This is a genomic window from Janibacter sp. GS2, assembly GCF_051200835.1.
Lineage (GTDB): Bacteria > Actinomycetota > Actinomycetes > Actinomycetales > Dermatophilaceae > Janibacter.
On record NZ_CP195161.1, the window covers coordinates 3,261,275 to 3,285,143 of the forward strand.

23 protein-coding genes and 1 pseudogene are annotated in these 23,869 nt (G+C 71.2%); 4 read left to right on the forward strand and 20 right to left on the reverse strand.

Features of this window, described 5'->3' with window-relative positions; genetic code table 11:
* The first annotated feature begins 31 nt into the window (after window positions 1-31).
* On the forward strand, window positions 32-538 hold the full coding sequence (locus tag ACR9E9_RS15760) for a MarR family winged helix-turn-helix transcriptional regulator (RefSeq protein WP_435200141.1): 507 nt from the start codon (window positions 32-34) through the stop codon (window positions 536-538).
* 1 nt (window position 539) lies between these two features.
* On the opposite strand, the gene ACR9E9_RS15765 is transcribed toward ACR9E9_RS15760, so the two are convergent.
* The 7 genes from ACR9E9_RS15765 to ACR9E9_RS15795 all read right to left on the reverse strand — a co-directional run bounded on the left by ACR9E9_RS15765 (window position 540) and on the right by ACR9E9_RS15795 (window position 9,046).
* Window positions 540-2,348, reverse strand: a complete 1,809-nt coding sequence (locus ACR9E9_RS15765; protein ID WP_435200143.1) for an ABC-F family ATP-binding cassette domain-containing protein — start codon at window positions 2,346-2,348, stop codon at window positions 540-542.
* The gene (locus ACR9E9_RS15770; protein ID WP_435200145.1) at window positions 2,348-3,286 is read right to left on the reverse strand and encodes a 4-(cytidine 5'-diphospho)-2-C-methyl-D-erythritol kinase; all 939 of its coding nucleotides are present in this window, start codon (window positions 3,284-3,286) and stop codon (window positions 2,348-2,350) included. Before ACR9E9_RS15770 ends, ACR9E9_RS15765 begins: the two co-directional genes overlap by 1 nt.
* Window positions 3,283-4,179 (reverse strand): 16S rRNA (adenine(1518)-N(6)/adenine(1519)-N(6))-dimethyltransferase RsmA, encoded by an 897-nt coding sequence (gene rsmA, locus ACR9E9_RS15775; RefSeq protein ID WP_435200147.1) that lies wholly within the window; start codon window positions 4,177-4,179, stop codon window positions 3,283-3,285. The genes ACR9E9_RS15770 and rsmA overlap by 4 nt, the downstream gene beginning before the upstream one ends.
* An 82-nt stretch (window positions 4,180-4,261) precedes the next feature.
* Window positions 4,262-5,572, reverse strand: coding sequence for a ubiquitin-like domain-containing protein (locus ACR9E9_RS15780; RefSeq protein WP_435200149.1), 1,311 nt, complete (start codon window positions 5,570-5,572; stop codon window positions 4,262-4,264).
* 176 nt (window positions 5,573-5,748) lie between these two features.
* Complete coding sequence (locus ACR9E9_RS15785) at window positions 5,749-6,624, reverse strand: TatD family hydrolase (protein ID WP_435200151.1); 876 nt, start codon at window positions 6,622-6,624, stop codon at window positions 5,749-5,751.
* On the reverse strand, window positions 6,624-8,423 hold the full coding sequence (gene metG / locus ACR9E9_RS15790; RefSeq protein WP_435200153.1) for a methionine--tRNA ligase: 1,800 nt from the start codon (window positions 8,421-8,423) through the stop codon (window positions 6,624-6,626). The genes ACR9E9_RS15785 and metG overlap by 1 nt, the downstream gene beginning before the upstream one ends.
* A 32-nt stretch (window positions 8,424-8,455) precedes the next feature.
* Entirely contained in the window at window positions 8,456-9,046 is a 591-nt protein-coding gene (locus tag ACR9E9_RS15795; RefSeq protein ID WP_435200155.1) for a TetR/AcrR family transcriptional regulator, read from the reverse strand.
* A 138-nt stretch (window positions 9,047-9,184) separates the two neighbouring features.
* Between ACR9E9_RS15795 and ACR9E9_RS15800 the strand changes: the two genes are divergently transcribed.
* Both ACR9E9_RS15800 and ACR9E9_RS15805 read left to right on the forward strand, forming a co-directional pair.
* Complete coding sequence (locus ACR9E9_RS15800) at window positions 9,185-9,367, forward strand: hypothetical protein (protein ID WP_435200157.1); 183 nt, start codon at window positions 9,185-9,187, stop codon at window positions 9,365-9,367.
* 52 nt (window positions 9,368-9,419) lie between these two features.
* Window positions 9,420-10,184, forward strand: a complete 765-nt coding sequence (locus ACR9E9_RS15805; protein ID WP_435200159.1) for a CPBP family intramembrane glutamic endopeptidase — start codon at window positions 9,420-9,422, stop codon at window positions 10,182-10,184.
* On the opposite strand, the gene ACR9E9_RS15810 is transcribed toward ACR9E9_RS15805, so the two are convergent.
* Genes ACR9E9_RS15810 through ACR9E9_RS15825 form a run of 4 tightly spaced genes read right to left on the reverse strand, consistent with a single transcriptional unit; the run spans window position 10,168 to window position 14,575 of the window.
* Complete coding sequence (locus ACR9E9_RS15810; protein ID WP_435200161.1) at window positions 10,168-11,088, reverse strand: hypothetical protein; 921 nt, start codon at window positions 11,086-11,088, stop codon at window positions 10,168-10,170. The genes ACR9E9_RS15805 and ACR9E9_RS15810 overlap by 17 nt on opposite strands.
* A 25-nt stretch (window positions 11,089-11,113) precedes the next feature.
* The gene (locus ACR9E9_RS15815; protein ID WP_435203681.1) at window positions 11,114-11,854 is read right to left on the reverse strand and encodes a succinate dehydrogenase/fumarate reductase iron-sulfur subunit; all 741 of its coding nucleotides are present in this window, start codon (window positions 11,852-11,854) and stop codon (window positions 11,114-11,116) included.
* Between the two features lie 2 nt (window positions 11,855-11,856).
* On the reverse strand, window positions 11,857-13,848 hold the full coding sequence (locus ACR9E9_RS15820; protein WP_435200163.1) for a fumarate reductase/succinate dehydrogenase flavoprotein subunit: 1,992 nt from the start codon (window positions 13,846-13,848) through the stop codon (window positions 11,857-11,859).
* A gap of 10 nt (window positions 13,849-13,858) precedes the next feature.
* Window positions 13,859-14,575, reverse strand: a complete 717-nt coding sequence (locus ACR9E9_RS15825) for a succinate dehydrogenase cytochrome b subunit (protein ID WP_435200165.1) — start codon at window positions 14,573-14,575, stop codon at window positions 13,859-13,861.
* 135 nt (window positions 14,576-14,710) lie between these two features.
* Here ACR9E9_RS15825 and ACR9E9_RS15830 point away from each other — a divergent pair, with 135 nt between their 5' ends.
* On the forward strand, window positions 14,711-15,394 hold the full coding sequence (locus tag ACR9E9_RS15830) for a hypothetical protein (RefSeq protein ID WP_435200167.1): 684 nt from the start codon (window positions 14,711-14,713) through the stop codon (window positions 15,392-15,394).
* Here the strand turns inward: ACR9E9_RS15830 and hemL are convergent.
* From hemL to ACR9E9_RS15875, 9 genes and pseudogenes are all read right to left on the reverse strand, one after another.
* Complete coding sequence (gene hemL, locus ACR9E9_RS15835; protein ID WP_435203683.1) at window positions 15,391-16,731, reverse strand: glutamate-1-semialdehyde 2,1-aminomutase; 1,341 nt, start codon at window positions 16,729-16,731, stop codon at window positions 15,391-15,393. The genes ACR9E9_RS15830 and hemL overlap by 4 nt on opposite strands.
* A 279-nt stretch (window positions 16,732-17,010) precedes the next feature.
* Window positions 17,011-17,445 (reverse strand): annotated as a pseudogene (locus ACR9E9_RS15840) (class I SAM-dependent methyltransferase); the annotation flags it as partial.
* 45 nt (window positions 17,446-17,490) lie between these two features.
* Window positions 17,491-17,970: a MarR family winged helix-turn-helix transcriptional regulator gene (locus ACR9E9_RS15845; RefSeq protein WP_435200169.1), complete on the reverse strand. Its 480-nt coding sequence runs from the start codon at window positions 17,968-17,970 to the stop codon at window positions 17,491-17,493.
* On the reverse strand, window positions 17,967-18,971 hold the full coding sequence (gene hemB, locus ACR9E9_RS15850; protein ID WP_435200171.1) for a porphobilinogen synthase: 1,005 nt from the start codon (window positions 18,969-18,971) through the stop codon (window positions 17,967-17,969). Before hemB ends, ACR9E9_RS15845 begins: the two co-directional genes overlap by 4 nt.
* Window positions 18,968-20,605, reverse strand: coding sequence for a uroporphyrinogen-III synthase (locus ACR9E9_RS15855; RefSeq protein WP_435200173.1), 1,638 nt, complete (start codon window positions 20,603-20,605; stop codon window positions 18,968-18,970). The genes hemB and ACR9E9_RS15855 overlap by 4 nt, the downstream gene beginning before the upstream one ends.
* Window positions 20,602-21,561 (reverse strand): hydroxymethylbilane synthase, encoded by a 960-nt coding sequence (gene hemC, locus ACR9E9_RS15860; RefSeq protein WP_435200175.1) that lies wholly within the window; start codon window positions 21,559-21,561, stop codon window positions 20,602-20,604. Before hemC ends, ACR9E9_RS15855 begins: the two co-directional genes overlap by 4 nt.
* The gene (locus tag ACR9E9_RS15865; RefSeq protein ID WP_435200177.1) at window positions 21,558-22,832 is read right to left on the reverse strand and encodes a glutamyl-tRNA reductase; all 1,275 of its coding nucleotides are present in this window, start codon (window positions 22,830-22,832) and stop codon (window positions 21,558-21,560) included. The genes hemC and ACR9E9_RS15865 overlap by 4 nt, the downstream gene beginning before the upstream one ends.
* On the reverse strand, window positions 22,829-23,512 hold the full coding sequence (locus tag ACR9E9_RS15870; protein WP_435200179.1) for a redox-sensing transcriptional repressor Rex: 684 nt from the start codon (window positions 23,510-23,512) through the stop codon (window positions 22,829-22,831). The genes ACR9E9_RS15865 and ACR9E9_RS15870 overlap by 4 nt, the downstream gene beginning before the upstream one ends.
* Window positions 23,513-23,643: 131 nt before the next feature.
* On the reverse strand, window positions 23,644-23,862 hold the full coding sequence (locus ACR9E9_RS15875; RefSeq protein ID WP_435203685.1) for a glutaredoxin family protein: 219 nt from the start codon (window positions 23,860-23,862) through the stop codon (window positions 23,644-23,646).
* Between the last annotated feature and the right edge of the window lie 7 nt (window positions 23,863-23,869).

Genomic DNA, 23,869 nt, shown 5'->3' on the forward strand with positions numbered 1-23,869 from the left:
CAAGATTCACGATGACCGGTATTCTTCGGGCATGAGCAGCCGCCACGACCCCGCCGACGACGTCGACGCCATCGTCGCGGCCTGGCGTCGCGAGCTCCCCGACCTCGACGTCGAGCCACTCCACGTCTTCTCCCGGGTCTCGCGCCTCGCTCGTCTGCTCGACCTGGACCGGATGAGCGCCTTCGCCCGGCACGCCCTCGAGGGCTGGGAGTTCGACGTCCTCTCCGCCCTGCGCCGCGCCGGCGAGCCCTACCAGCTCTCCCCCGGCGCCCTGGTCCGCGAGACGCTCGTGACCTCGGGGACGATGACCAACCGCATCGACCGGCTCGCCGCGAAGGGTTGGCTCGCGCGGCTCCCGTCGCCCACCGACCGGCGGGGCGTGATCGTGCAGCTCACGCGGAGCGGCCAGGAGGCCGTCGACGCCGCGCTGGCCGACCTGCTCGCCCGCGAGCGCGAGCTGCTCGACGAGATGCCGGCCGAGGAGCGCGCGGCCCTGGCCGGGGCACTGCGCCGGCTCCTCGCCCCCTTCGAGGCCTGAGTCAGCCGACGATCTCCGCAGCCTCGAGCCACTCCAGCTCGAGCATCTCCTTCTCCTGCGCGAGCTCTCCGAGACCGGCGTTCAGCTGCGCCAGCCTCGTGTGGTCCTGGACGGCGTCGGCCATCTCGTGGTGGAGCTTCTTCTCGCGGTCCGCCAGCTTGCCCAGCTGTTTCTCCACGCGAGCCATCGCCTTGCGCGCCTCTCGCTGAGCAGCCGGGTCGACGGTCGGCTCCGCCGGTACGGGCGAAGGGGGCGCCGTCGCCCCCTTCGTCGGGGCCACCGCAGGCATCTGCGAGCGCAGCTGCAGGTACTGCGAGACCCCACCGGGGAGGTCGCGGATGCGGCCGTCGCCGAGGAGCGCGATCTGGCGGTCGGAGAGACGCTCGAGCAGGTACCGGTCGTGGCTGACGACGAGGAGCGTCCCGGCCCACCCGTCGAGGACGTCCTCGAGCTGGGTCAGGGTCTCGATGTCGAGGTCATTCGACGGCTCGTCGAGGAGCAGCACATTGGGCTCGTCCATGAGCAGCCGCAGGATCTGCAGCCGACGCCGCTCACCACCGGAGAGGTCGGACACCCGGGACTGCTGGCGACCGCCGGAGAAGCCGAGTCGCTTGGCCAGCTGGGAGGCGGTGACCTCCTTCTTGCCGAGCATCGTCACCTGCCGCACGTCCTCGACCGCCTGGATGACGGTCTGGTCGGCGAAGCGCTCCAGCTCCCCGACCTCCTGGGTCAGGTGACCGATGCGCACGGTGACGCCCTCCTTGCGCTTGCCCGAGGAGAGCGGGACGGCACCGGCGAGGACCCGCAGCAGCGTGGACTTGCCGGCCCCGTTGACGCCGACGATGCCGACGCGGTCGCCCGGCCCGAGGTGCCACGTGATGCGCGACAGCAGCTCGCGCTCCCCCACCTCGACGGAGGCATCGAGCAGGTCGATGACGTCCTTTCCCAGCCGCGTCGTCGCGAAGCGGAGCAGCTCCACGCCATCACGCGGCGGCGGCTCGTCCTCGATGAGCGCGTTGGCGGCCTCGATGCGGAACTTCGGCTTGCTCGTGCGCGCCGGTGCGCCGCGACGCAGCCAGGCGAGCTCCTTGCGCAGGAGGTTGTCGCGGCGCTCGGCGGTGACGCGGGCGATGCGCTCCCGCTCGGCCTTGGCGAGGACGTAGGCGGCGTACCCACCCTCGTACTGCTCGACGCGGCCGTCGACGACCTCCCAGGTCCGCTCGGCCACGGCGTCGAGGAACCACCGGTCGTGGGTGATCGTCGCGAGCGAACGGTCCGGGCGGGCCCAGCGCCGCACGAGGTGCTCGGCGAGCCAGGCGACCCCCTCGACGTCGAGGTGGTTTGTGGGCTCGTCCAGGAGGAGGAGCTCGGGGTCCTCGACGAGGACCTGCGCCAGGGCGAGCCGGCGGCGCTCACCGCCGGACATCGGCCCGACGGTCGCGTCGAGACCACCGATCGCCGGCGCCTCGAGGCCGCCGAGGAGCCCCGTGAGGACGTCGCGGATGCGGGAGTCACCGGCCCACTCGTGCTCGGCCCGGTCGCCGAGCACGATCTGCGCGACCGTCGCCTCCGGGTCGAGGGTGTCGGTCTGGGTGAGCATGCCGACGCGCGTGTGACCCGCGTAGGTCACCCGGCCGTCGTCGAGCTCGTGCTCGCCGGAGAGGACCTTCAGGAGGGTGGACTTGCCGCCGCCGTTGCGGCCGACGATGCCGACCCGGTCTCCCTCGCCGAGACCGAGGGAGACGTCGTCGAGCACCTGAGCCGTGCCGAGCGCCAGGCGGGCGCGCTCGACGGAGATGAGGTTGGCCATCAGAGCAGACGCGCCGTCGGCAGGACGTGCGCACCGTGCACCGGACCGGTCGCGCGGAGGATGTCACCGGCCACCCCCGAGGCGGTGAGCGCGACGGCGACGTCGATGGCTCCCTCGGTGGACCCGGCGAGGATCGCCACCGTCGGGCCGGAGCCGGAGACGATCGCGGCGAGCGCCCCGAAGCCCATCGCGGCCTCGATGATCTCACCGATCTGCGGCTGCAGACCGACCGCGTCGGGCTGCAGGTCGTTGTCGAGCACCGGGGCGAGCTCGAGCGGGTCGCCGGTGCGCAGGGCGCTCATGAGCGCCGCGCTGGGCACCGGATCGGTGATCTCGCTGCCGGCGGTCCGCGCGTCGAAGGCCTCGTACACCGTCGGCGTGGACAACCCGCTCCCCGTGCACGGGACGAAGACCCAGTGATACCTCCCCTTCGCCAGCACCGCCGTGACCAGCTCACCGCGGCCGGAGCCGACGGCGGTGCCACCGTGCAGGAGGAAGGGGACGTCGCTGCCGATGTCGGCGGCGATCGCGTCGAGGTCCTCCCGGGAGAGGTCGGTCTCCCACAGGGCATTGCAGGCGAGCAGCGCGGCCGCAGCATCGGCCGAGCCGCCGGCCATGCCCCCCGCGACGGGGATCTCCTTGTGGATCGACAGATGGACCGGGTCCTGACCTCCGGTGCGCTCCGCGAGGGCACGGGCGGCCTGGATCGCCAGGTTGCTGTCGTTCGTCGGGACCCGCTCGGCATCGCGCCCACTGACCGTGCAGCCCCACTCGTCGGCGCGGGCCGCGGTGACCTCGTCGTGGATCCCGACGGCCTGGTAGACCGTCGACAGGGAGTGGAAGCCGTCCTCGCGCAGCGGACCGACGAAGAGCTCGAGGTTGACCTTCGCCGGGGCGCGCGCGGTCACGGCATCGGGCGACTCGAGGGCGGAGGTCATGTCGTCACCCTAGTCATGAGTTCCTCTGCGACCCGGGCGAACCCGAGCACGTCGACCTGCTCGCCGCGGGTGCGGGGGTCGATGCCGGCGGCGAGCAGCGCCGCCTCGGCCACCTCGCCCGAGCCGGCGATGCCACGCAGCGCTGCCCGCAGGGTCTTGCGGCGCTGCGCGAAGGCCGCATCGATGACCGCGAAGACCTGCTCCCGGGTGGCCGTGCTCGTCGGTGGCTCCCGTCGCACGAGCTCGACGAGGCCCGAGTCGACGTTGGGCGAGGGCCAGAAGACGCTCCGCGGGACCTTGCCCGCCAGGCGCACCTGCGTCCACCACGCCGCCTTGACGCTCGGCACCCCGTAGACCCTGCTCCCGGGGGGCGCCGCGAGGCGCTCCGCCACCTCGAGCTGGACCATGACGAGCACCCGCTCGATCGTCGGGAAGAGCTCGAGGAAGCGCAGCACGACGGGCACGGAGACGTTGTAGGGCAGGTTGGCCACGAGCGCGGTGGGCGGCGGCCCGGGCAGGTCGGTGACCGTCATGGCGTCGCCGTGGACGACGAGCAGTCGGTCAGCGGCCTGCGGCGCGAGCTCGGCCACGGTCGCCGGCAGCGCCCCGGCGAGCACCGGGTCCACCTCGACGGCGGTGACCTGCCCGACCACCTCGAGCAGGGCGAGGGTGAGCGAGCCGAGACCGGGCCCGATCTCGACGACATGGTCGTCCTGCGTCACCTCGGCGGCGCGCACGATGCGCCGCACGGTGTTGGCGTCGACGACGAAGTTCTGCCCCCACTGCTTCGTCGGGCGCACCCCGAGCCGGTCGGCCAGCTCGCGGATGGCGATCGGCCCGAGCAGCCCGCGGGGACCCCCTTCGTCAGGGGCGGTGGGGTCAGCGGTGCTCATGGGGCGACTCTATGCATTCCGTGGAACGGGCCGGACCCCCGGACCACGCTCGGTGGTCCGGGGGCCCGGTGCGACGAAGGGGTCAGGCTGCGTGCGCGCAACCCCACGGCGAGAGGCCGCGGCTGGCCTTGACACGGTTGGCGACGGTGATCTGCTCGCCACGGGAGGCCTGGTCGGCGCGCGGGGCGAAGTCGCCACCGCCGGCACCGAGCCAGGTCTGGGTGTCGAACTGGAGCCCGCCGTAGTAGCCGTTGCCGGAGTTGATCGACCAGTTGCCGGTCGACTCGCACTGGGCGATGCGGTCCCACATCGCGGCATTGGCCAGGTTGAGACCCGAGCCGCTGGAGGAGCTGCTGGAGGAGGAGCTGCTGGAGCTCGACGGCGTCGGGGACGGCGAGGGCGCCGTGCGGCTGGAGCTGCGCGAGCTCGACGAGGAGGACCTGCTCGAGGAGGAGCTGCTCGAGGAGGAGCTGCTCGGGCTGCTTGAGGGGGACGGGCTCGGCTTCGGGGCCGGCTCCGGCTCCGGCTTCGGCTTCGGCTCGGGCTTCGGGGCCGGCTTGGACTTCGTGCCCTCCACGACGACCCTGTCCACCGGCTGCTCGGTGACCGTGCTGCGGGTGCGCTTGCTCCAGACGGCCTCGCCGTTCTTGTACGTCACCGCGTAGGCCTTCGTCCTCGTGCCGGCCTCGCCCTCGGTCCTGACCGCGGTCTCCCCCGTGTAGAGGGAGGAGTCCTGCTTGGTCACGGTGGTGAAGGGGATCGCCTCGGTGCGGGTCTCGTCCTTGCGCTCGACCCGGTCGACGCGGATCGTCATGCCGTCCTTGACGCGGGCGCCGGCGCCGGGCTGGACCTGGTCGTTGGAGTCGTAGCGGACCTCGGCCTGCTGGAGGGCGTCCTCGACGGTCGCGGCGGTGACGGTCTGCGTGGAGCGCTTTCCGGCGACGAGGAGCGTGACGTCCTTCGAGGTGTTGACCTCGAGGTCGAGGCCGTCCCGGCCGATGGACGCGCTGCGGGAGGCGGAGAGGTCGGCGTTCTCGCCGTCGCGGAGGCCGAGCTCCTGCATCGCGTCACCGACGGTGGAGGCCGTGGTCCAGAAGGTCCGGTCCGTGCCGTCGATCGTCACGCTGAGCTTGCGGGCGGACCGCACGACGATCTTCTGGTCGTCCTCGACGGAGGCGTCGACCGAGGGGGTGACCTCGTCGTGGGGCCCGACGTCGACGCCCTGCTTGTCCAGGACGTCACCGACGGTCCCGCCGAAGGCGTGGACGGTGGACTTCTCGCCGTCGACCGACAGGGCGACGGACTTGTCCATGACGACGACGCCGGAGACGCCGAGCGCCAAGGTGCCGACGACGCCGGCCTGGGTGATGCGGCGGATGGCGGGTGAACTCACGGTGCTCCGATGATTGATCCTCCCGGGTGCCGGTGAGCCCGCAGACCGAAGACCCCCAGGGGAGGAGGGTTCGGTGTCAGCGAGCACATCAGGGGAAACCGGCCCCGGCCAACGGCGAGCCACGATGCCGGACGGACAACGCTCAGGTCAAGTTTTGGTAACGGACGCGACGAAGGTCACCACGGTCCGTAGACTCGCGCGGCGTTGTCGGAGACGGCCCGGCACATCGTCGGGACGTCCACACCACGGGTGCGGGCCATGACGCGGACGGTGTGCGGCAGCAGGTACGGAGCATTGGCACTGCCCCGCTCCGGGGTCGGCGTGAGGTAGGGAGCATCGGTCTCCGCCAGCACCTGCTCGAGGGGGCTGATGGCCAGCGCCTCCCTGAGGTCGCCGGCGCTGTTGAAGGTCACGGTCCCGGCGAAGGAGAGCAGGTAGCCGCGCTCGATGCACTCGCGGGCCATGGCCACGTCACCGCTGAAGCAGTGCAGCACGGTCGTCTCCGGCGCACCCTCGTCCGCGAGGATCCGCAGCACGTCCGCGTGGCTGTCCCGGTCATGGATCTGCAGCGCCTTGCCCGTGCGCTTGGCGAGGTCGATGTGCCAGCGGAAGGACTCCTCCTGCACGGCGTGGCCCTCGGGGCCCGTCCGGAAGTGGTCGAGCCCGCTCTCCCCCACGGCCCGCACGCGCGGATGGGCGACCAGCTGCTCGATCTCGTCCCAGGCCTCCTGCAACCGTCCCGCCGCGGCGAGCGCCGGGACCTCGTTGGGGTGCAGCGCAACGGCCCCGAGCATCGCCGGGTGACGCTCGACCTGCTCGACCGTGAACCGCGCGCTCTCGAGGTCGCACCCGACCTGGACCACCCGGTCGACACCGACCGCGGCCGCGGCGGCCAGCGCCGCGGCGACGTCGGCGGTGGTGCGCTCGCCATCGACCCCCGGCGCGATGGCATCGGCCACGTCGTGGCGCCGTACGTCGAGGTGGGTGTGGTTGTCGACGACCGCGATGGGAAGGGGGTCGGGCCGGTCGGGGATCTCTCCGCGCCCGGCCATCACTCGCCTCCGGCCATGGCCGCGCGCTCGGTGTCGACGACCTCCTCGGCGTCGAGCTTGACGAAGACCGGCGTGGGCTTGGCGATCGGGGTGCCCACGACCACAGGGGTGCTCGCCCACGCGGGAGAGTCGGAGTAGTCCCCGGTGATCACCGGGTACCCCGGCCCGCCGTCGAGGTCATCGACCTCGTCGACCTGCGGCATGGGCACGAGGGCACCGCTGCCGCCGAGGACGGCATCGACCCGGTTGGCAGCGTGCGGGAGGAAGGGGGCGAGCAGCAGGTTGCAGTCGCTGACGGCCTGCACGAGCGTGTGCAGCACCGTCGCCAGCCGCTCACGCTGGTCATCGCCCTTCAACCGGAAGGGCTCGGTGTCCGTGACGTACTTGTTGACGTCGCCCACCACCCGCATCACCTCCGCGAGCGCTGCCTTCTGCCGGTGCCGCACCAGCAGGGAGCCGACCTCGTCGAAGGCCTCCCCGACCCGCGCGAGCACCGCCCGGTCGACCTCCTCGAGGGTGCCGGGCGCCGGGATCTCACCGAAGTTCTTCGCGACCATCGACGCGGTCCGGTTGACGAGGTTGCCCCACCCGGCCACGAGCTCGGAGTTGTTGCGCTGGACGAAGTCCGGCCAGGTGAAGTCGGCGTCCTGGTTCTCCGGGCCCGCGGCACAGATGAAGTACCGCAGGGGGTCGGGGCCGTAGTCCTCGAGGACGTGACGCACACCGATGACGTGGCCCCGGCTGGAGGAGAAGGCCCTGCTCTCCATCGTGAGGAACTCGCTCGAGACGACCTCGGTCGGCAGGTTCAGCTCACCGAACTCACCGGGGGCACCCCCCTTCGTCCCCTTGCCGGCGTACGCGAGCAGCTCCGCGGGCCAGATCTGGCTGTGGAAGGTGATGTTGTCCTTGCCCATGAAGTAGTAGGACAACGCCTCGGGGTCGTTCCACCACTCGCGCCACCGCTCGGGGTCGCCGGCGCGGCGCGCCCACTCGATGGACGCTGAGAGGTAGCCGATGACCGCGTCGAACCACACGTAGAGACGCTTCGTGGGGTACTTCTCACCCAGCTCCCCGGGGAGCGGGATGCCCCAGTCGATGTCGCGGGTCATCGCCCGCGGGCGGATGTCGTCGAGGATGTTCAGGCTGAAGCGGATGACATTGGGGCGCCACGTCCCGGTGGCCTCGCGCCCCTCGAGGTACTCGCGCAGCGCATCGGCGAGCGACGGGAGGTCGAGGAAGAAGTGCTCGGTCTCCCCGAAGTGCGGCGTGGAGCCGTCGATCTTGCTCCGCGGCTCCTTGAGGTCGCTCGGCTCGAGCTGGTTGCCGCAGTTGTCGCACTGGTCGCCGCGCGCCTCCTCGTAGCCGCAGATCGGGCAGGTGCCCTCGATGTAGCGGTCGGGCAGGGTCCGACCGGTCCGCGCATCGAGCGCGACCTGCTGCGCCTGCTCGATGAAGTACCCGTTGGCGCGGCACTGCTCGAAGAGGCTCTGCACGACCCGGGAGTGGTTGCGCGCCGTCGTGCGCGTGTAGAGGTCGTAGGAGCAGCCGAGGTCGGCCAGCTCGTGCGCGATCGTCGCGTGGTTGCGGTCGACGAGGTCGCGCGCCGTCGCGCCCTCCTGGTCCGCCAGCACGAGGATCGGCGTGCCGTGCTCGTCCGACCCACTGACCATGAGGACGTCGTGCCCCGCCATGCGCATGTACCGGCTGAAGACATCAGAGGGCACGCCGAATCCGGCGACGTGACCGAGGTGGCGGGGCCCGTTGGCATAGGGCCAGGCGACGGCGGAGAGAACCTTCATGGCCTCATCCTAGGTTCCCCCCGGTGAGCCCCTCAGAGCGTGGGGATGAAGGCCGCGATGATCCGACGGCCGACGTCGCGCACGAAGGTCTCCCGCTCCGCGGGCGGGCGGGAGAGCGCGCTGGTGAGGACACCCTCCATGGCCGCGATGATCGCCTGGGCCGAGGTCCTGACGTCGTCGATCTCGGCCACGGTGAGGATCTGCTCCACGATCGCCTCGATCCGCTCCCGGGCCGGCGCCATCGCCTCGGCGATCTCCGCCCGGCGGGTGGCCTCCTGGGCGAGCTCGGCCTTCGCCAGCAGGGCATCGGGCTCGCGCAGCCAGCCGGCGAAGAGATCGAGTGCGCGCTCGACGACCGCCGCATCGGACTCGCCCGCGCGCTGCCTGCCGGCGAGCTCCTCGACGCTGTCGATGAGGCCGGCGGCGATGAACTCGGTCAGCGCCGTCACGAGCGCCAGCCGGGTGCGCAGGTATCCGGAGGTGCTCCCCTGCGGGAGACCCGCCTCGGCGTCGACCGCACGATGCGTCAGGCCGCGCATGCCACCGGCGGCGACGACGCGCGTCGCCGACTCGAGGATCAGCTGCATCCGCGGCGACAGCCCGGAGGAGTCCTTGGCGCTCATGGCGCTCACGCTACCCCTCCGCGCGGGCCGTGAAGCCGTCGCCGCGGACGCCGTCCCGCCGCGATCTCCGGACTTGACCGCTCTTTTCTACGGGTGTAGTTTCTGGAGTGTCTTCAACAGATGTAGAAAGGAAAGGCCATGAGCATCGCCTCCATCGCCGGTTTCGTCACCGCGGCCCTCACCCTCGTCGGCATCGCGCTCGCGATCCTCGTCGTGGCGGTCGGGACCGCCGCCGTCCAGTTCTTCTCGGAGAACCGGGTCATCCGCGTCGCCCGCCGGGAGCCCCTCGTCGCGTACTACCGTCACGTCGCCTTCGGCTGAGCGAAGGGGGCAGCGCCCCCGCCGCTCCTGCTGATCTCCCTAGGGTGGGTGCATGTCGGCCACCACCATCGCCCCGCGCACGGCGCTGACCGAGTCCTTCCTCGTGCTCGGCGTCTCCTTGGGCGCCTCCGCCCTGTGGTCGGCCCTCTCCCTCCTGCGGAAGGTCACCGCGACCGAGGGCCTGTCCGGTCAGGTCACCTCGATGAACCAGTCGGTGACGCCGGACCAGCCGTGGCTCGACCTGACCCACCAGCTCCTCGGGATCGGCCTGGCGCTCGTCCCGGTGGCCCTGGCCCTCCACCTGCTGGCCCGTCAGCACCCGCAGCCGGCCCGCTTCATCGGCTTCGACCACCGCGATCCGCTGCGCGACACCGTGATCGGTCTCGGGCTGGCCGCCGCCATCGGCATCCCCGGCCTGGGCCTCTACCTCGCCGCCCGGGCACTGGACCTCAACACGACCATCGCCGCCTCCGACCTCTCGGCCGCGTGGTGGACCATCCCCGTGCTCATCCTGGCGGCCGGGCAGAACGCCCTGCTCGAGGAGGTCGTCATGCTCGGCTACCTCTTCACCCGATGGCGTGAGGCCGGGTGGTCGCCCGTGGCCATCGTCGTCACCAGCGCTCTCGTGCGTGGCAGCTACCACCTGTACCAGGGCTTCGGTGGCTTCGTCGGCAATGTCGCGATGGGCCTGCTCCTCGGCGTCGTCTACCTCCGCGTGCGGCGCACCGCCCCGATGTTCATCGCCCACTGGGTCATCGACATCGTCGCCTTCGTCGGCTACGCACTGCTCGTCACCCGGGTCAGCTGGCTCGGCTGACCCCGTCCCGCTCCACACCGATCCCCTCGAGGCGTTCCTTCGTCATCGTCCTGGCGCCCTTCGGCACCGTGAACTGGTCGTTCGTGTCGTTCCAGCCGGAGAAGTCGTAGACGGTCTGCGCCGGGGACTGGCCGTAGGCCAGCCGGAGCATCTCCGGCTCGGCCGGGTCGAGCGAGATCCACATGACCCGGGAGGCGCGCTGGCCCCGGCCCGTGGGCAGGTCGATCCGGGCGACCCACTCGCCGTCGATCCTGTCGGTCGACCCGGAGGCCTTGGCGCCGTCGAAGGGGGTCAGGGACTTGCCGAAGAAGCTCCCCTTGACCAGCGAGTTGGGCCGCAGGTCATCGACGGGAGAGTCGTCCCGCGTCACCTTGAGCCACTCCCCCGCGTACTTCGCCAGCGTGGTGTCATCACGGCCGAGACCGGCGAACCACTTCGCGTCGGCCCTGATGTAGTGGTACCAGCCCTGGGCCTGGACCTCCAGGGTCCCGCCGTTGGGCAGCGTCAGGGTGGTCTTCGAGGCGCCTGCGTGCCTCTCCTGCGACGTGAGGTCCCCGGTCGACCCCGCCGAGCGCAGCTCGACGGGGACGGTCTCGCGGCCCACCGTGGTGTAGAGCGTGCCCGTGATGCTCACCGTGCTCATGGACGACATGTGCTGCTTCGCCCGGGCGACCAGCGTGGCGGCATCGGGGGCCGGTGGCCGGGGGCCGCCCCGGGTCGCGGAGGTGCTGCTGCTCGTCGGCGGCTCGGTCGTGCTCGTCGTGATGACCGGCTCGTACGACGAGCTGCTGCTCCCCGGGTCCTTCCCACCGACGGGACCGCAGGCGGACAGCGACAGCACGACGGCGCCGGCCGCCACCAGGGCGGTCCGGCGCCGAACGGTGCGGACGCTGTGCGAACTCATGTCGTCCCCGCGGGTGAGCCGACGCTCAGCGGCCGCGCGCGGCCTTGCGCAGGTCGGCGTTGAGCGTGCTGATCACGTCGAGCGGGATCTCCTTGGGGCAGGCCGCGGCACACTCGCCGATGTTGGTGCAGCCGCCGAAGCCCTCGAGGTCGTGCGCCTCGAGCATCTTGACGACACGCCCGTTGCGCTCCGGCTGCCCCTGCGGTACCTCACCCAGGTGGGTGACCTTCGCGCCGAGGAAGAGCATGCCCGAGGCATTCGGGCAGGCCGCGACGCAGGCGCCGCACCCGATGCACTTGGCCGACTCGAAGGCACGGTCGGCCTGCTCCTTCGGCACCGGGACCGAGTGGGCCTCGGGGGCCGCGCCGGTGTTGACGGACACGTAGCCACCAGACTGGATGATCCGGTCGAAGGCACTGCGGTCGACGACGAGGTCACGGATGACCGGGAAGGCGTTCGCGCGCCACGGCTCGATCGTGATCGTCTCGCCGCTGCGGAAGGAGCGCATGTGCAGCTGGCAGGTGGTCGTCCGCTCGGGGCCGTGGGCCTCACCGGAGATCATCAGGCCGCACATGCCGCAGATGCCTTCGCGGCAGTCGCTGTCGAAGGCGATCGGCTCGGTGCCCGCGTCGATGAGCTGTTCGTTGAGCACATCGAGCATCTCGAGGAAGGACATGTCCGGAGAGATGTCCGTGACCGGGTAGGTGACGAGTTCGCCCTGTGCGGTGGGTCCGGCCTGGCGCCAGATCTTGAGGGTCAGTTCCATGCTCACTTGTAGCTCCGCTGCTTCAGCTCGATGAACTTGTAGTTCAGGTCTTCCTTGTGCAGGACGGGTGCGCCGTCCTCTGCGCCGAACTCCCAGGCCGCGACGTAGGCGAACTCGTCGTCGTGACGCAGCGCCTCCCCGTCGTCGGTGACCGACTCGGCCCGGAAGTGACCGCCACAGGACTCACGACGGTGCAGTGCGTCGATGCACATCAGCTCGCCGAGCTCGAGGAAGTCGGCCACCCGGCCGGCCTTCTCGAGGCTCTGGTTGAGGGTGTCGGCGGAGCCGAGGACACGCACATTGCGCCAGAACTCCTCCTTGAGCGAGCGGATGAGGTCGATGGCCTTGCGCAGCCCCTCCTCCGTGCGCTCCATCCCGCAGTACTCCCACATGATGTGGCCGAGCTCGCGGTGGAAGGAGTCGACGCTGCGCTCACCGTTGATCGACATCAGGGTGTCGATCCGCTCGGTGACCGAGCTCTTCGCCTCCACGACCGCGGGGTGGTCCTCCGAGATCTTCTCGAAGGGCCCCTTGGAGAGGTAGTCGCGGATCGTGTTCGGCAGGACGAAGTAGCCGTCCGCCAGGCACTGCATCAGCGAGGAGGCGCCGAGGCGGTTGGCGCCGTGGTCGGAGAAGTTCGCCTCACCCACGGAGTAGAGGCCCTCGACCGAGGTCCTCAGGTCGTAGTCGACCCAGAGCCCACCCATCGTGTAGTGCACGGCGGGGTAGATGCGCATCGGCACCTGGTAGGGGTCCTCGCCGGTGATCCGGGCGTACATGTCGAAGAGGTTGCCGTACTTCGCCTCGATCGCCGGGCGACCGAGGCGCTCGATCGCCGAGGCGAAGTCGAGGTAGACGCCCCGACGGAAGTCGCCGACCTTCGGGCCGACGCCGCGGCCCTCGTCGCACATGTTCTTCGCCTGACGAGAGGCGATGTCACGGGGCACGAGGTTGCCGAAGGCGGGATAGATCCGCTCCAGGTAGTAGTCGCGGTCCTCCTCGGCGATCTCCCGCGGGTCCTTCTCGCAGTCCTCGGCACGCTTGGGCACCCAGATGCGTCCGTCGTTGCGCAGCGACTCCGACATCAGGGTCAGCTTCGACTGGTGGTCGCCGCTGACCGGGATGCACGTGGGGTGGATCTGCGTGTAGCAGGGGTTGGCGAAGTAGGCGCCCTTGCGGTGCGCGCGCCAGGCCGCGGTGACATTGCAGCCCATGGCATTGGTCGAGAGGAAGAAGACGTTGCCGTAGCCACCGCTCGCGAGGACGACGACGTCGGCGAGGTGGGTCTCGATCTCGCCGGTGACCATGTCGCGGGCGATGATCCCGCGGGCGACGCCCTCGACGATGATGACCTCGAGCATCTCGTGGCGGCTGTACTCGGTCACGCTCCCGGCCGCGACCTGACGCTCCATCGCCTGGTAGGCGCCGATGAGCAGCTGCTGACCGGTCTGGCCCGCGGCGTAGAAGGTGCGGGCGACCTGCACACCACCGAAGGAACGGTTGTCCAGCAGTCCGCCGTAGTCGCGGGCGAAGGGCACGCCCTGCGCGACGCACTGGTCGATGATGTTCGAGCTGACCTGGGCCAGGCGGTAGACGTTCGTCTCGCGGCTGCGGTAGTCGCCACCCTTGACGGTGTCGTAGAAGAGTCGGTACGTCGAGTCACCGTCGTCGTTGTAGTTCTTCGCGGCGTTGATGCCACCCTGTGCGGCGATGGAGTGCGCGCGGCGGGCGCTGTCCTGGTAGAAGAAGCTCTTGACGTTGTAGCCGGCCTCTCCCATGGTCGCGGCGGCGGAGGCGCCGGCGAGGCCGGTGCCGACGATGATCACGTCGAGCTTGCGGCGGTTGTTCGGGTTGACCAGGGCGCTGTCGAACTGGTGCTGGGTCCACATCTTGTCGATGGGCATCTCGGGCGCCCGGGTGTCGGCGATCGGCTCTCCCTCGGAGAAGTACTCCCGGAGCGCGTCGCTGTTGAGCGTGTCAGTCATGTCTGTCATTGCTCCAGAGTCAGTCGAGGAGGTTGAAGAAGATCGCGAAGGGCGGGATGAGGAAACCGACGACGATGACCACGCCGACGATCGCGCCGAGCGCCTTTGCGCGCTGCCTCGAGACGGTGGTGCTCGTCAGTCCCATGGTCTGGGAGGCGCTCCAGACACCGTGGTAGAGGTGCATGCCCAGGGCGACCATCGCGATGACGTAGATGAGCAGCACCCACCACAGGTCGAACGCGGCAGAGATCATGACGTAGGGCGACTCCTTGACCGCCTCCGCGCTCGCCTCGCTGTTGAAGTTCGGCTTGACGACCGTGAACTGGACGAGGTGGAAGATGACGAAGGCCAGGAGCGCCAGGCCACCCCAGCGCATGGTGCGCGAGGCGAGGGAGGAGCCGGTGTTCTTCTTCACGGCGTACTTCTGCTGGCGGGCCGAGCCCGCGCGCGACCACAACTTCATCCCGGCGTAGACGTGTCCGATGATCGCCAGGATCAGCACGATCCGCACGGTCCACAGCAGGCCACCGTAGGGGAGCATCGGCTCACCGAAGGTCCGCAGGTGATGGGCGTACTCGTCGAAGGCCTCCTGCCCGGCCAGCGCCTTGAGGTTGCCGTACATGTGCAACAGGACGTACAGGATGAAGATGACGCCGGTCCCCGCCATGAGGAATTTCAACCCGATGGAGGACGACGCCACCCCCTTCTTCTTCGCGGGGAGGGTCGTAGTAGCCACGGAGTCAAGGTACTCCTCAGCGGGGCCGCGCACCGTACCGCCCCCTCCCTTCGTCGTGTGACTTACGCCCGGTTACCGTGACGTAATAGACAACACATCCGTCACCGAAATCGGTGTCAGCACAGGGAGATCGGCATGGACCAGGCACCCGAGACGATCGCCGTCGCGACCAGCCCGCGTGGCGAGGTCGCGTTGCGCGAGCGACGAGACGCCGACGGGCTCGTGGTGCACGAGCTGATCGTGGCCGGGATCTTCGCGATGGACACCGTCGACACCTCGACCGAGACCGCCCTCGCGGTGCGATCCCTCGAGCGGGTGGAGGCACCGCGCCGGGTGCTCGTGGGCGGCCTCGGCCTGGGTTTCACCTCATGGCAGGTGCTCAAGGACCCCCGGGTGCGCGAGGTCCACGTCGCCGAGATCGAGGAGGACCTCGTGCAGTGGGCGCGGCTCGGCCTCACCCCGACGCTGGGCGTGCTCGCCAGGCACCCGAGGGCCGCCCTGCACGCGCGCGACGTCGCCATCGTCCTCCGTGGCGAGGTCGACGAGGCGCAGGGCCCGTGGGACCTCGTCCTGCTCGATGTCGACAACGGACCGAGCTTCCTCGTGCACGAGGACAACGGGCGGCTGTACTCGACCCCCGCCCTCTCCTCGGCCCTGGCCACGGTGGCACCGGGCGGCATCCTCGCGATCTGGTCGGCCCAGCCCGAGCCGGACCTGCTGGCCACGCTCGCCGAGCTCGCCCCCACCGAGGAGATCCTCCTGCCGGTCGTGCGCCAGGGCCGCTCGCTGGAGTACGCGCTCTACCTCACTCGTCCCTAGGTCGTGCGACCCGAGGCGGCGGCCTTCGCGGCGGCGGGCAGAGCGGCCAGGACCGTGTCGAGGGCCGCGCCCTCGAGGGCACCGGAGACGAACCACACCTCGAAGGCGCTCGGTGGCAGGTGCACCCCCGCGTCGAGCATCGCGTGGAAGAAGCGACCGTAGGCCCCGGTGTCCTGGGCCTGCGCGTCCGCGAAGCCACGCACCTCACCGTCGCGGAAGAAGATCGAGAACATCGAACCCGCCCACTGCACCCGGTGGGGCACCCCCTCCTCGGAGAGGGCCGCCGAGGCCGCGCCGGCGATCCGGGTCGCCGTCGCCTCGAGTCGCGGGTAGAGCTCCGGGGTGCACCCGCGCAGGGTCGCCAGGCCTGCTGCCGTGGCCACGGGGTTCCCGGAGAGGGTGCCGGCCTGGTAGACGGGCCCCTCCGGTGCGAGGTGCGCCATGAGGTCGGCCCGGCCGCCGAAGGCCGCCGCCGGGAAGCCACCGCCCATGACCTTGCCGAAGGTGAACAGATCGGGGGCTCCTCCGGCGTACCCACCCGGGTGTGCTCCCTCGGAGCCGGTCTCGTGCCCGTACCAGCCGGAACGACTTGCCCGGAAGCCCGTCATGACCTCGTCGCTGATGAGCAGCGCCCCGTGCGCGGCCGTGACCCGACGCAACCCCTCGGTGAACCCGGGAGCGGGCGGCACCACGCCCATGTTGCCGGGCGCGGCCTCGGTGATCACCGCGGCGATCTCCTCGCCACGCGAGGCGAAGAGGTCCTCGAGGGCGTCGAGGTCGTTGTACGGGAGGACGACGGTCTCCCCCGCGGCCGAGGCGGGGACCCCGGCCGAGTCCGGCAGGGCGAAGGTCGCCACACCCGAGCCCGCCTGTGCGAGAAGGGCGTCGACGTGACCGTGGTAGCAGCCGGCGAACTTCACGATGACCGAGCGGCCGGTGGCCCCGCGCGCCAGGCGAAGGGCGGACATCGTCGCCTCGGTCCCGGAGGAGACGAGACGGACCTGCTCCACCGGCTCGACCCGGTCGACGATCTCGCTCGCGAGCGCCACCTCGTTCTCGCTCGGGGTGCCGAAGGAGAAGCCCTTGGCCGCCGCCGACGTCACGGCCCCGAGGACGTCCGGGTGCGCGTGCCCGAGGATCATCGGTCCCCAGGAGCAGATGAGGTCGACGTAGTGGTTGCCGTCGACATCGGTCAGCCATGCCCCGTCGGCGCGGTCGATGAACCGAGGGGTGCCGCCGACGCCACCGAAGGCGCGCACGGGTGAGTTCACCCCCGCGGGGGTCACCCTGCGGGCACGGTCGAAGAGGGCCTGCGATCGGGTCGTCGAGAACGTCATGTCCCCAGTCTCCCCCACCGGCCCGGCCGGGGCACCGGGCCCCGACGGGCAGCGGGCGCTCCCTCGCTCAGGGTCGGGATGCCCGACCGAGGACGTGTGGACTCGCCGGTGCGGTCGGCTGCTCCGGGAAGCGCAGGTGACGCACGCGGTCGACCGCGAAGCCACCGTCGCGGATCGTGGAGAGCGGGTCGCGGCTGGTGTGGCACCCGCCGGCGACGAGAGGCCGGATCGTCGCGTCGAGGGCGCGCTGGACGAGTCGCAGCCCCGGGCTGTCGCGGCACAGTGCTCGAGGAAGACCAGGGTGCCGCCGGGGCGGATGACGCGAGCCAGTTCGGCCACGGTGGCCCGGGGGTCGGGCACCGAGCACAACACCAGGCAGAGCACGCCGGTGTCCACGCTGGCCTCCGGCAGGGGCACGGCCTCGCCCGTGCCCGCGGTGACCTCGATCGTCACGGGCGCGTGGTCGGCGGCCGCGACGGCCAGCGCGCGCAGGTGGGGTTCGGGTTCGATGGCCCGGACCCCGGTCACGGTGCCGGGGTAGCGGGTGAAGTTCATGCCGTTCCCGCAGCCGACCTCGAGGACCGAGCCTCGGATGTCGCCGAGCAGCTCGGTGCGCAGCTCGCCGAGACCCTCGTCGTCGGTGCGAGCGGTCATCGCCGCGTAGTAGCGCGCGAAGAGCGGGCGTCGTCGGTCCCACGAGGTCGGCGTGGTCATCGCGGTCTCCTCACGCTGCGCGTGGCCCGGCCACGACCACCGAGGCTAGTCGTCGAGGCCGATCTCGTGGTGCTCGGGCGCGAGGTGGTCACGGATCGTGGCCATCGCCTGCCCCAGCGCCTCGAACTGCTCCGGGGTCAGGAGGTCGACGAGGTTCTGTCGCACCGACTCCACGTGGACTCCCGCCATCTCCTCCAGGGCGGCCCGCCCGGCATCCGTGAGCGCGATCTCGACGCCGCGCCCGTCCTCGCTGGAGCGGCAGCGCTCCACCCAGCCGCGCTTCTCCAGCCGAGCGGCCGTGTGGGTGACGCGAGAGCGCGACTGGACGATGTCGTCGGCCAGGTGGGACATGCGTGTGTGCTGCCCCGGGGACTCGGAGAGCATCGACAGCAGCTCGTACTCGGTCATCTGGACCTTGTGCGGCGCCAGATCGTCCACGAGCGCACGCTCCAGCAGCCGCGTGCCGCGCAGATAGGCCCGCCAGTGCGCCTGCTCGCCCTCGTCCAGCCAGCGTGTTCCGTTCACAGCCGCGTCGCCACCTCGAGTGCGAAGTACGTGAGGATCATCTGCGCACCGGCCCGCTTGATGTGCAGCAGCGACTCCATGACGGCAGCGTCCCGGTCGATCCACCCCCGCTCGGCGGCGGCGACGATCTGGGCGAACTCACCCGAGATCTGGTACGCGGCGACGGGCACGGACGAGACCTCCGCGGTCGCCGCGATGATGTCCAGGTGCGGCTGGGCCGGCTTGACCATGACGATGTCGGCGCCCTCGGCGAGGTCGAGCTCGACCTCGCGCACGGCCTCGACGGCATTGGCCGGGTCCTGCTGGTAGGTCGCCCGATTGCCGCTGAGCGAGGACTGCACCGCCTCACGGAAGGGACCGTAGAGCGCGGACGTGTACTTCGCGGCGTAGGCCAGGACGAGGACGTCGGTGTATCCGGCCGCGTCGAGGGTCGCCCTCACGTGGGCGACCTGGCCGTCCATCATCCCGGAGAGGCCCAGCACGTGCCCCCCGGCACCGGCCTGCGCGAGAGCCACGTCGGCGTAGCGCTCCAGGGTGGCGTCGTTGTCGACGACGCTGCGCCCGGCGGCGTCGGTGGCGAGCACTCCGCAGTGACCGTGGTCGGTGAACTCGTCGAGGCAGAGGTCGGTCATGACGACCAGCTGGTCACCGACCGCGTCCACGACGGCCCGGATGCCGAGGTTGAGGATCCCGTGCGGGTCATCCGCCCCGGAGCCGCGCGCATCCTTCTCCTGCGGCACTCCGAAGAGCATGATCCCGCCGATCCCCGCTGCGACGCAGGCCCGGGCCTCGTCGACGAGGGAGTCGAGCGTGTGCTGCACGACGCCCGGCATCGAGGAGATCTCCACCGGCGCGTCCACACCCTCACGGACGAAGACGGGCAGGACGAGGTCAGCGGGGTGCAGCCGGGTCTGGGCGACGAGCCGACGAAGGGGGGCGCTGCCCCGCAGTCGGCGCGGCCGCACCACCGGTCCGGGAGGACGGGGGCTCGTGGGACTCACCCCTTCGCCTTGCGTCGCGTGGCGGCCTTCTTGCGCCGCGCACTCGGACGCATCGGTTCCTCACCCGCTTCGACCGCCGCCGCGGCCACCTCGCGACCGTGGTCGGCCAGCGCCTCGACGAGGCTCGCGCCGGTCGCCTCCTCGGCCATGACGTCGACCCGCAGGCCGGCCTCCTCAGCGGTCTTGACCGTGGCGGGACCGATGCAGGCGATGACCGTCGACGGGTGGGGCTTGCCGGCGATCCCGACGAGGTTGCGCACGGTCGAGGAGGAGGTGAAGACGACGGCGTCGAAGGCGCCCTGCTTGATGGCGTCACGCACCGGCGCCGGCGGCGGCGTCGCGCGCACCGTCCGGTAGGCGGTGACGTCGTCGACCTGCCACCCCATCGTCTGCAGGCCGGCGACGAGCGTGTCGGTCGCGATGTCGGCGCGGGGCAGGAAGACCCGGTCGATCGGGTCGAGGATCTCGTCGTACGGCGGCCACTCCTCGAGGAGGCCCCGGGCGGACATCTCCCCGCTCGGCACGAGGTCGGGCTCGAGGCCCCAGTCGCGCAGGGCGTCGGCGGTGACCCCGCCGACGGCCGCGATCTTCAGACCGGAGAAGGCACGGGCGTCGAGGCCGAACTCCTCGAACTTCTCGCGGATCGCCTTGACCGCGTTGACCGAGGTGAAGCCGATCCACTGGTACCGACCGGTGACCAGACCGCGGACGGCCCGCTCCACGGCCTGCGGGGTGCGGGGCGGCTCCACGCTGATCGTCGGGACGACCTCGCTCGTCGCCCCGTGACCGAGCAGCTGCTTGGTCATGGGACCGGCCTGGTCCTTCGTCCGCGGGATGAGGACGTTCCAGCCGTAGAGCGGCTTGGTCTCGAACCAGGAGAGCGACCCGCGCAGGGCGACGGTCGGACCGACGATCGCCAGGGTCGGCACCTCGAGCCCGTGGACGACGTCCGCCGCCTCGGCGAGGGTCGTCTCGCGGGTGACCTGGCTGGTCGTCGTACCGCCCTGGGTCAGGGCCACCGGGGTGGCGCCGTCACGGCCCGCGGCGAGCAGGTCGGCGAAGGCGGGGACGAGGTGCTCGGGCAGGCCGAGCAGGACGAGCGTGACGTCGTCACCGACCGAGGCGGAGAGGTCGGCCCGGGTGGAGCCGGAGACGCTCACGACGTGCAGCGCACCGGTCGCCCGGTTGGTCAGCGGAACCCCCGCGTAGGAGGGCACCGCGCTGACGGCCGAGACGCCCGGGACGACGTCGAAGTCGATGCCGGCCTTGGACAGCGCCGCGGCCTCCTCGGCGAGGCCGTTGAAGGTCGCGGGGTCACCGTCCATGAGACGGACCACGAGGCCGCCCTTGTGCGCCTTGGCCGTCTTGACGACGAGCTTGGCGCGCGAGGCGTGGGTGAGTTGCTGACCGTGCTCACCGTGGCTGGCGTCGACGACGTCGACGCCCTCCCCGGTCATGGCGGTCACGACCGCGTCGGTGGTCAGCTGGTCGGTGATGACGGCGTCGGCACGGGACAGCAGGTCGACGGAGGCGACGGTCATCAAGGACGCGTCACCCGGTCCGGCGCCGACAAAGGCGACGCGGGCCGGTCGGCGGGCAGCGGTGGCGGATGCGGTCGAGCGCTGGGGGGTCACTGGGCATGCTCCGAAGCGGTCGGGGGGTGGGTGTCTGACAAGTCGGCGAGCGCTGGCGCGCCGTCGGCGATGAGGGTCCGGGCGAGGCGGCGGCCGAGGGCCTCCGCCTCCCCGAGAGGGCCGGAGATGGAGCGGCGGAGCTCGCCCGAGCCGTCGATCGCGGCGACGACGGCCCTCAGCGAGAGCAGCACGCCGTCGTCGTCGTCGACGACCTCGGCGAGTGCCCCGACCGGGGCGGAGCAGCCGGCCTCCAGCTCGGCGAGGACGCCGCGCTCGGCGGTCACGGCGGCGCGGGTGTCCGGGTCGTCGAGGGGCCGGAGGGCGGCCAGGACCGCCTCGTCGTCCTCGCGGCACTCGACGGCCAGAGCCCCCTGTCCGGGCGCGGAAAGCATCTGGATCGGCTCGAGGAGCTCGGTGACCTTCTCCTGCAGGCCGACGCGGTTCAGGCCGGCGCTGGCGAGCACGATCGCGTCGAGCTGGTCCTCCCCGGGGCCGACCAGCCCGAGTCGGGTGCCGAGGTTTCCGCGGATGTCGCGGAACTGCAGGCCGAGACCGAGGCAGGCGAGCTGCGCGCGACGACGCGGCGACCCGGTCCCGATGACGGCGCCCTCGCCGAGCTCTCCGAGGGTGAGTCCGTCGCGGGCGCACAGCGCGTCTCGCGGGTCGGCGCGCGGGGGTGTCGCGACGACGAGGAGGCCCGGCTCCGGAGTCGTCGGCAGGTCCTTGAGGGAGTGGACGGCCAGGTCGATCTCGCCGTCGTGGAGGGCCTGCCGCAGGGCGCTGGCGAAGACGCCGGTGCCGCCCAGGCTCACGAGGGAGGCGCGGTTGGTGTCACCCTCCGTGACGATCTCGACGATCTCGACGTCGTGGCCGGCCGCGCGCAGGGCGTCGGCCACGTGCCCGGACTGGGTCATGGCCAGGGCGGAGCGGCGGGACCCGAGGCGAAGGGAGGTCACAACTGCCCCCCTTCGGAGTGGAGGTCGAAGAGCTGGCGCAGGGCGTCCTCGTACTCGGGGAAGCGACCGTCGACGGCGAGCTCCTTCGCGCGGATCGTCGGCTGGTGCAGCAACTTGTCGACGATGCGGTGGACGGCGCGGCCGACCTCCTCGCGGTCGGCGGCCGACATCTCCGGCGCCCGCTGGTCCAGCCGGGCCAGCTCACGCTCGACCACCGACTGGGCCGCACTGCGCAGCGCACGCACCGTCGGCGCGGCGATGCTCGCGGCACGGACACCGAGGTGCCGGGTGACGGCGTCACCGACGAGGGCCCGGGCCTGCTCGACCTCCGGCACGACCCCGTCGGCTCCGAGCAGCTGGCCGAGCTCACCGAGGCCGACCCGGGTGACACCGGTGAGGTCGTCGACCTCGTGGGCGATGTCGTGGGGCAGTGCGAGGTCGATGAAGGCCTGCCGACGACCGGTGCGCCTGACCTGTGCGTCGGCCACGTCGGCGAGGGTCACCGCCAGTCCGGTCGACCCGGTGCAGGAGATGACCACGTCGGCCTCGGCGAGGGCCGCAGCCAGCTCGTCGAGGGGGCGGGCCCGCCCGCCGAGTCGCTCGGCGAGGGCGACACCCCGCTCGTGGGTGCGGTTGACGACGTGGAGCCGGCCGGCCCCGCGACGCACCGCGGTCGTCGCGGCGAGAGCGCTCATCGACCCGGCCCCGACGACGAGGACGTGCGCGTCGGCGAGGGGCCCGACGTGCTCGACCGCCCGGTCGAGGCCGGCGGCCACGAGCGAGCGGGAGACCTCGTCGAGCCCGGTCTCGGCGTGCACCTGCTTGCCGGTGCGCAGGGCCTGCTGGACGAGGGAGTTGAGGTGGCTGCCGATGTGCCCCTCCGCCTGGGCGCGGGCCAGCGACTCACGCAGCTGACCGAGGATCTGGGACTCACCGACGGCCATCGAGTCCAGTCCTGCGGCGACGTTGAAGACGTGCCCGACGGCGGCATCGCCGTAGTGCAGGTCCAGGTGCTCCTTGAGGTCGTCGTGCGTGATCGACGTGCTCGAGGTGAGCGCCTCGGTGAGGTCGGCCACCGCGCCGTGGAAGGCGCTGACCTCGGCGTAGACCTCGGTGCGGTTGCACGTCGCGATGACGAGGTGCTCGGTGATGTCCGGGCTGGCCTGCGCGGTGGCGACGATGGCGGCGCGGCTGGCCTCGTCGAGCGCGGCGCGCTCGAGCACGCCGATCGGGGTCCGACGGTGGTTGAAGCCGAAGCTCAGCAGACTCATCGGCCCACCCCCTCCAAGAGGTCGTCCGGCTGGATGCCGGCCCGTTGTTGCTCGTGGAAGGCCAGGATCTGCAGCTCGGTGGACAGGTCGACCTTGCGCATGTGCACCCCTTCGGGAACCTGGATGACGGTGGCCGCGAAGTTGAGGATCGAGCTGACCCCCGACTCGATGAGAAGATCGGCGACCTCCTGGGCGGATCCCGCGGGGGTCGCGATGACGCCGATGCAGGCCTCCCCCGGGGTGACGACCGCCTCGAGCGCGGACATCGGCTGGATGGCGAGGTCGTCGACCGTGTGCCCGACGACCGCGGGATCCCGGTCGAGCAGCGCCACGACCTGGAACCCCTTGGTGGCGAAACCGCCGTACGAGGCGAGCGCCCGCCCCAGGTTGCCCATGCCCACGATGACGACCGGCCAGTCATGGGTCAGCCCCAGGGCGCGGGAGATCTGGTAGGCGAGGTGGGCCACGTCGTACCCGACCCCGCGGACCCCGTACGAGCCGAGGTGGCTGAGGTCCTTGCGCAACTTCGCGGAACTGACCCCGGCACTGTGGGCGAGCTCCTCCGAGGAAACGGAGAGGACATCGACGGCAGCGAGCTGGCCGAGGGCCCTGAGGTATCCGGGGAGTCGCGCGACAGTTGCGTCAGGGATTTCTCGCTTGACGGAATCGTCGACGGACACGATTGGGCTCGGCTCCTCTCCCGGTCGAAGGGCGAGCGGCGCCGAACGACCGAACACGTCGAGATTACGCTCTTGTGAACGAATGCACAAAGTCGCGGCCCATGCCGTGGACGGCCTCGCAGCGCTCCCCCTCAGCGATGCAGGGCGGCGCGCAGGCGCCCTTCGTCCACCCGCCAGTAGTCGTGCTGGCGCCCGTCGACGAAGGTCACCGGGATCTCCTCGGCGTACCGGGCGAAGTCCGGGTCCGCGTCGAGGGCGACCTCCTCGAAGCTGTCACCGGTCTCGGCGACGACCCGCTCGATCACCGCGCGGGCGTCCTCGCACAGGTGGCATCCGGGCTTGCCGATCATGACCACC

What these genes read in the sequence shown, in the direction of transcription:
- metG (WP_435200153.1), bottom strand. Translation starts at nt 8,423, where the DNA reads ATGAAGGTTCTCTCCGCCGTCGCCTGGCCCTATGCCAACGGGCCCCGC.
- hemL (WP_435203683.1), bottom strand. Translation starts at nt 16,731, where the DNA reads ATGACGTTCTCGACGACCCGATCGCAGGCCCTCTTCGACCGTGCCCGC.
- ACR9E9_RS15770 (WP_435200145.1), bottom strand. Translation starts at nt 3,286, where the DNA reads ATGACCTCCGCCCTCGAGTCGCCCGATGCCGTGACCGCGCGCGCCCCG.
- ACR9E9_RS15795 (WP_435200155.1), bottom strand. Translation starts at nt 9,046, where the DNA reads ATGAGCGCCAAGGACTCCTCCGGGCTGTCGCCGCGGATGCAGCTGATC.
- ACR9E9_RS15785 (WP_435200151.1), bottom strand. Translation starts at nt 6,624, where the DNA reads ATGGCCGGGCGCGGAGAGATCCCCGACCGGCCCGACCCCCTTCCCATC.
- ACR9E9_RS15865 (WP_435200177.1), bottom strand. Translation starts at nt 22,832, where the DNA reads ATGAGTCTGCTGAGCTTCGGCTTCAACCACCGTCGGACCCCGATCGGC.
- rsmA (WP_435200147.1), bottom strand. Translation starts at nt 4,179, where the DNA reads ATGAGCACCGCTGACCCCACCGCCCCTGACGAAGGGGGTCCCCGCGGG.
- ACR9E9_RS15805 (WP_435200159.1), top strand. Translation starts at nt 9,420, where the DNA reads ATGTCGGCCACCACCATCGCCCCGCGCACGGCGCTGACCGAGTCCTTC.
- ACR9E9_RS15800 (WP_435200157.1), top strand. Translation starts at nt 9,185, where the DNA reads ATGAGCATCGCCTCCATCGCCGGTTTCGTCACCGCGGCCCTCACCCTC.
- ACR9E9_RS15820 (WP_435200163.1), bottom strand. Translation starts at nt 13,848, where the DNA reads ATGACAGACATGACTGACACGCTCAACAGCGACGCGCTCCGGGAGTAC.
- ACR9E9_RS15875 (WP_435203685.1), bottom strand. Translation starts at nt 23,862, where the DNA reads ATGATCGGCAAGCCCGGATGCCACCTGTGCGAGGACGCCCGCGCGGTG.
- ACR9E9_RS15810 (WP_435200161.1), bottom strand. Translation starts at nt 11,088, where the DNA reads ATGAGTTCGCACAGCGTCCGCACCGTTCGGCGCCGGACCGCCCTGGTG.
- ACR9E9_RS15765 (WP_435200143.1), bottom strand. Translation starts at nt 2,348, where the DNA reads ATGGCCAACCTCATCTCCGTCGAGCGCGCCCGCCTGGCGCTCGGCACG.
- ACR9E9_RS15760 (WP_435200141.1), top strand. Translation starts at nt 32, where the DNA reads ATGAGCAGCCGCCACGACCCCGCCGACGACGTCGACGCCATCGTCGCG.
- ACR9E9_RS15830 (WP_435200167.1), top strand. Translation starts at nt 14,711, where the DNA reads ATGGACCAGGCACCCGAGACGATCGCCGTCGCGACCAGCCCGCGTGGC.
- ACR9E9_RS15815 (WP_435203681.1), bottom strand. Translation starts at nt 11,854, where the DNA reads ATGGAACTGACCCTCAAGATCTGGCGCCAGGCCGGACCCACCGCACAG.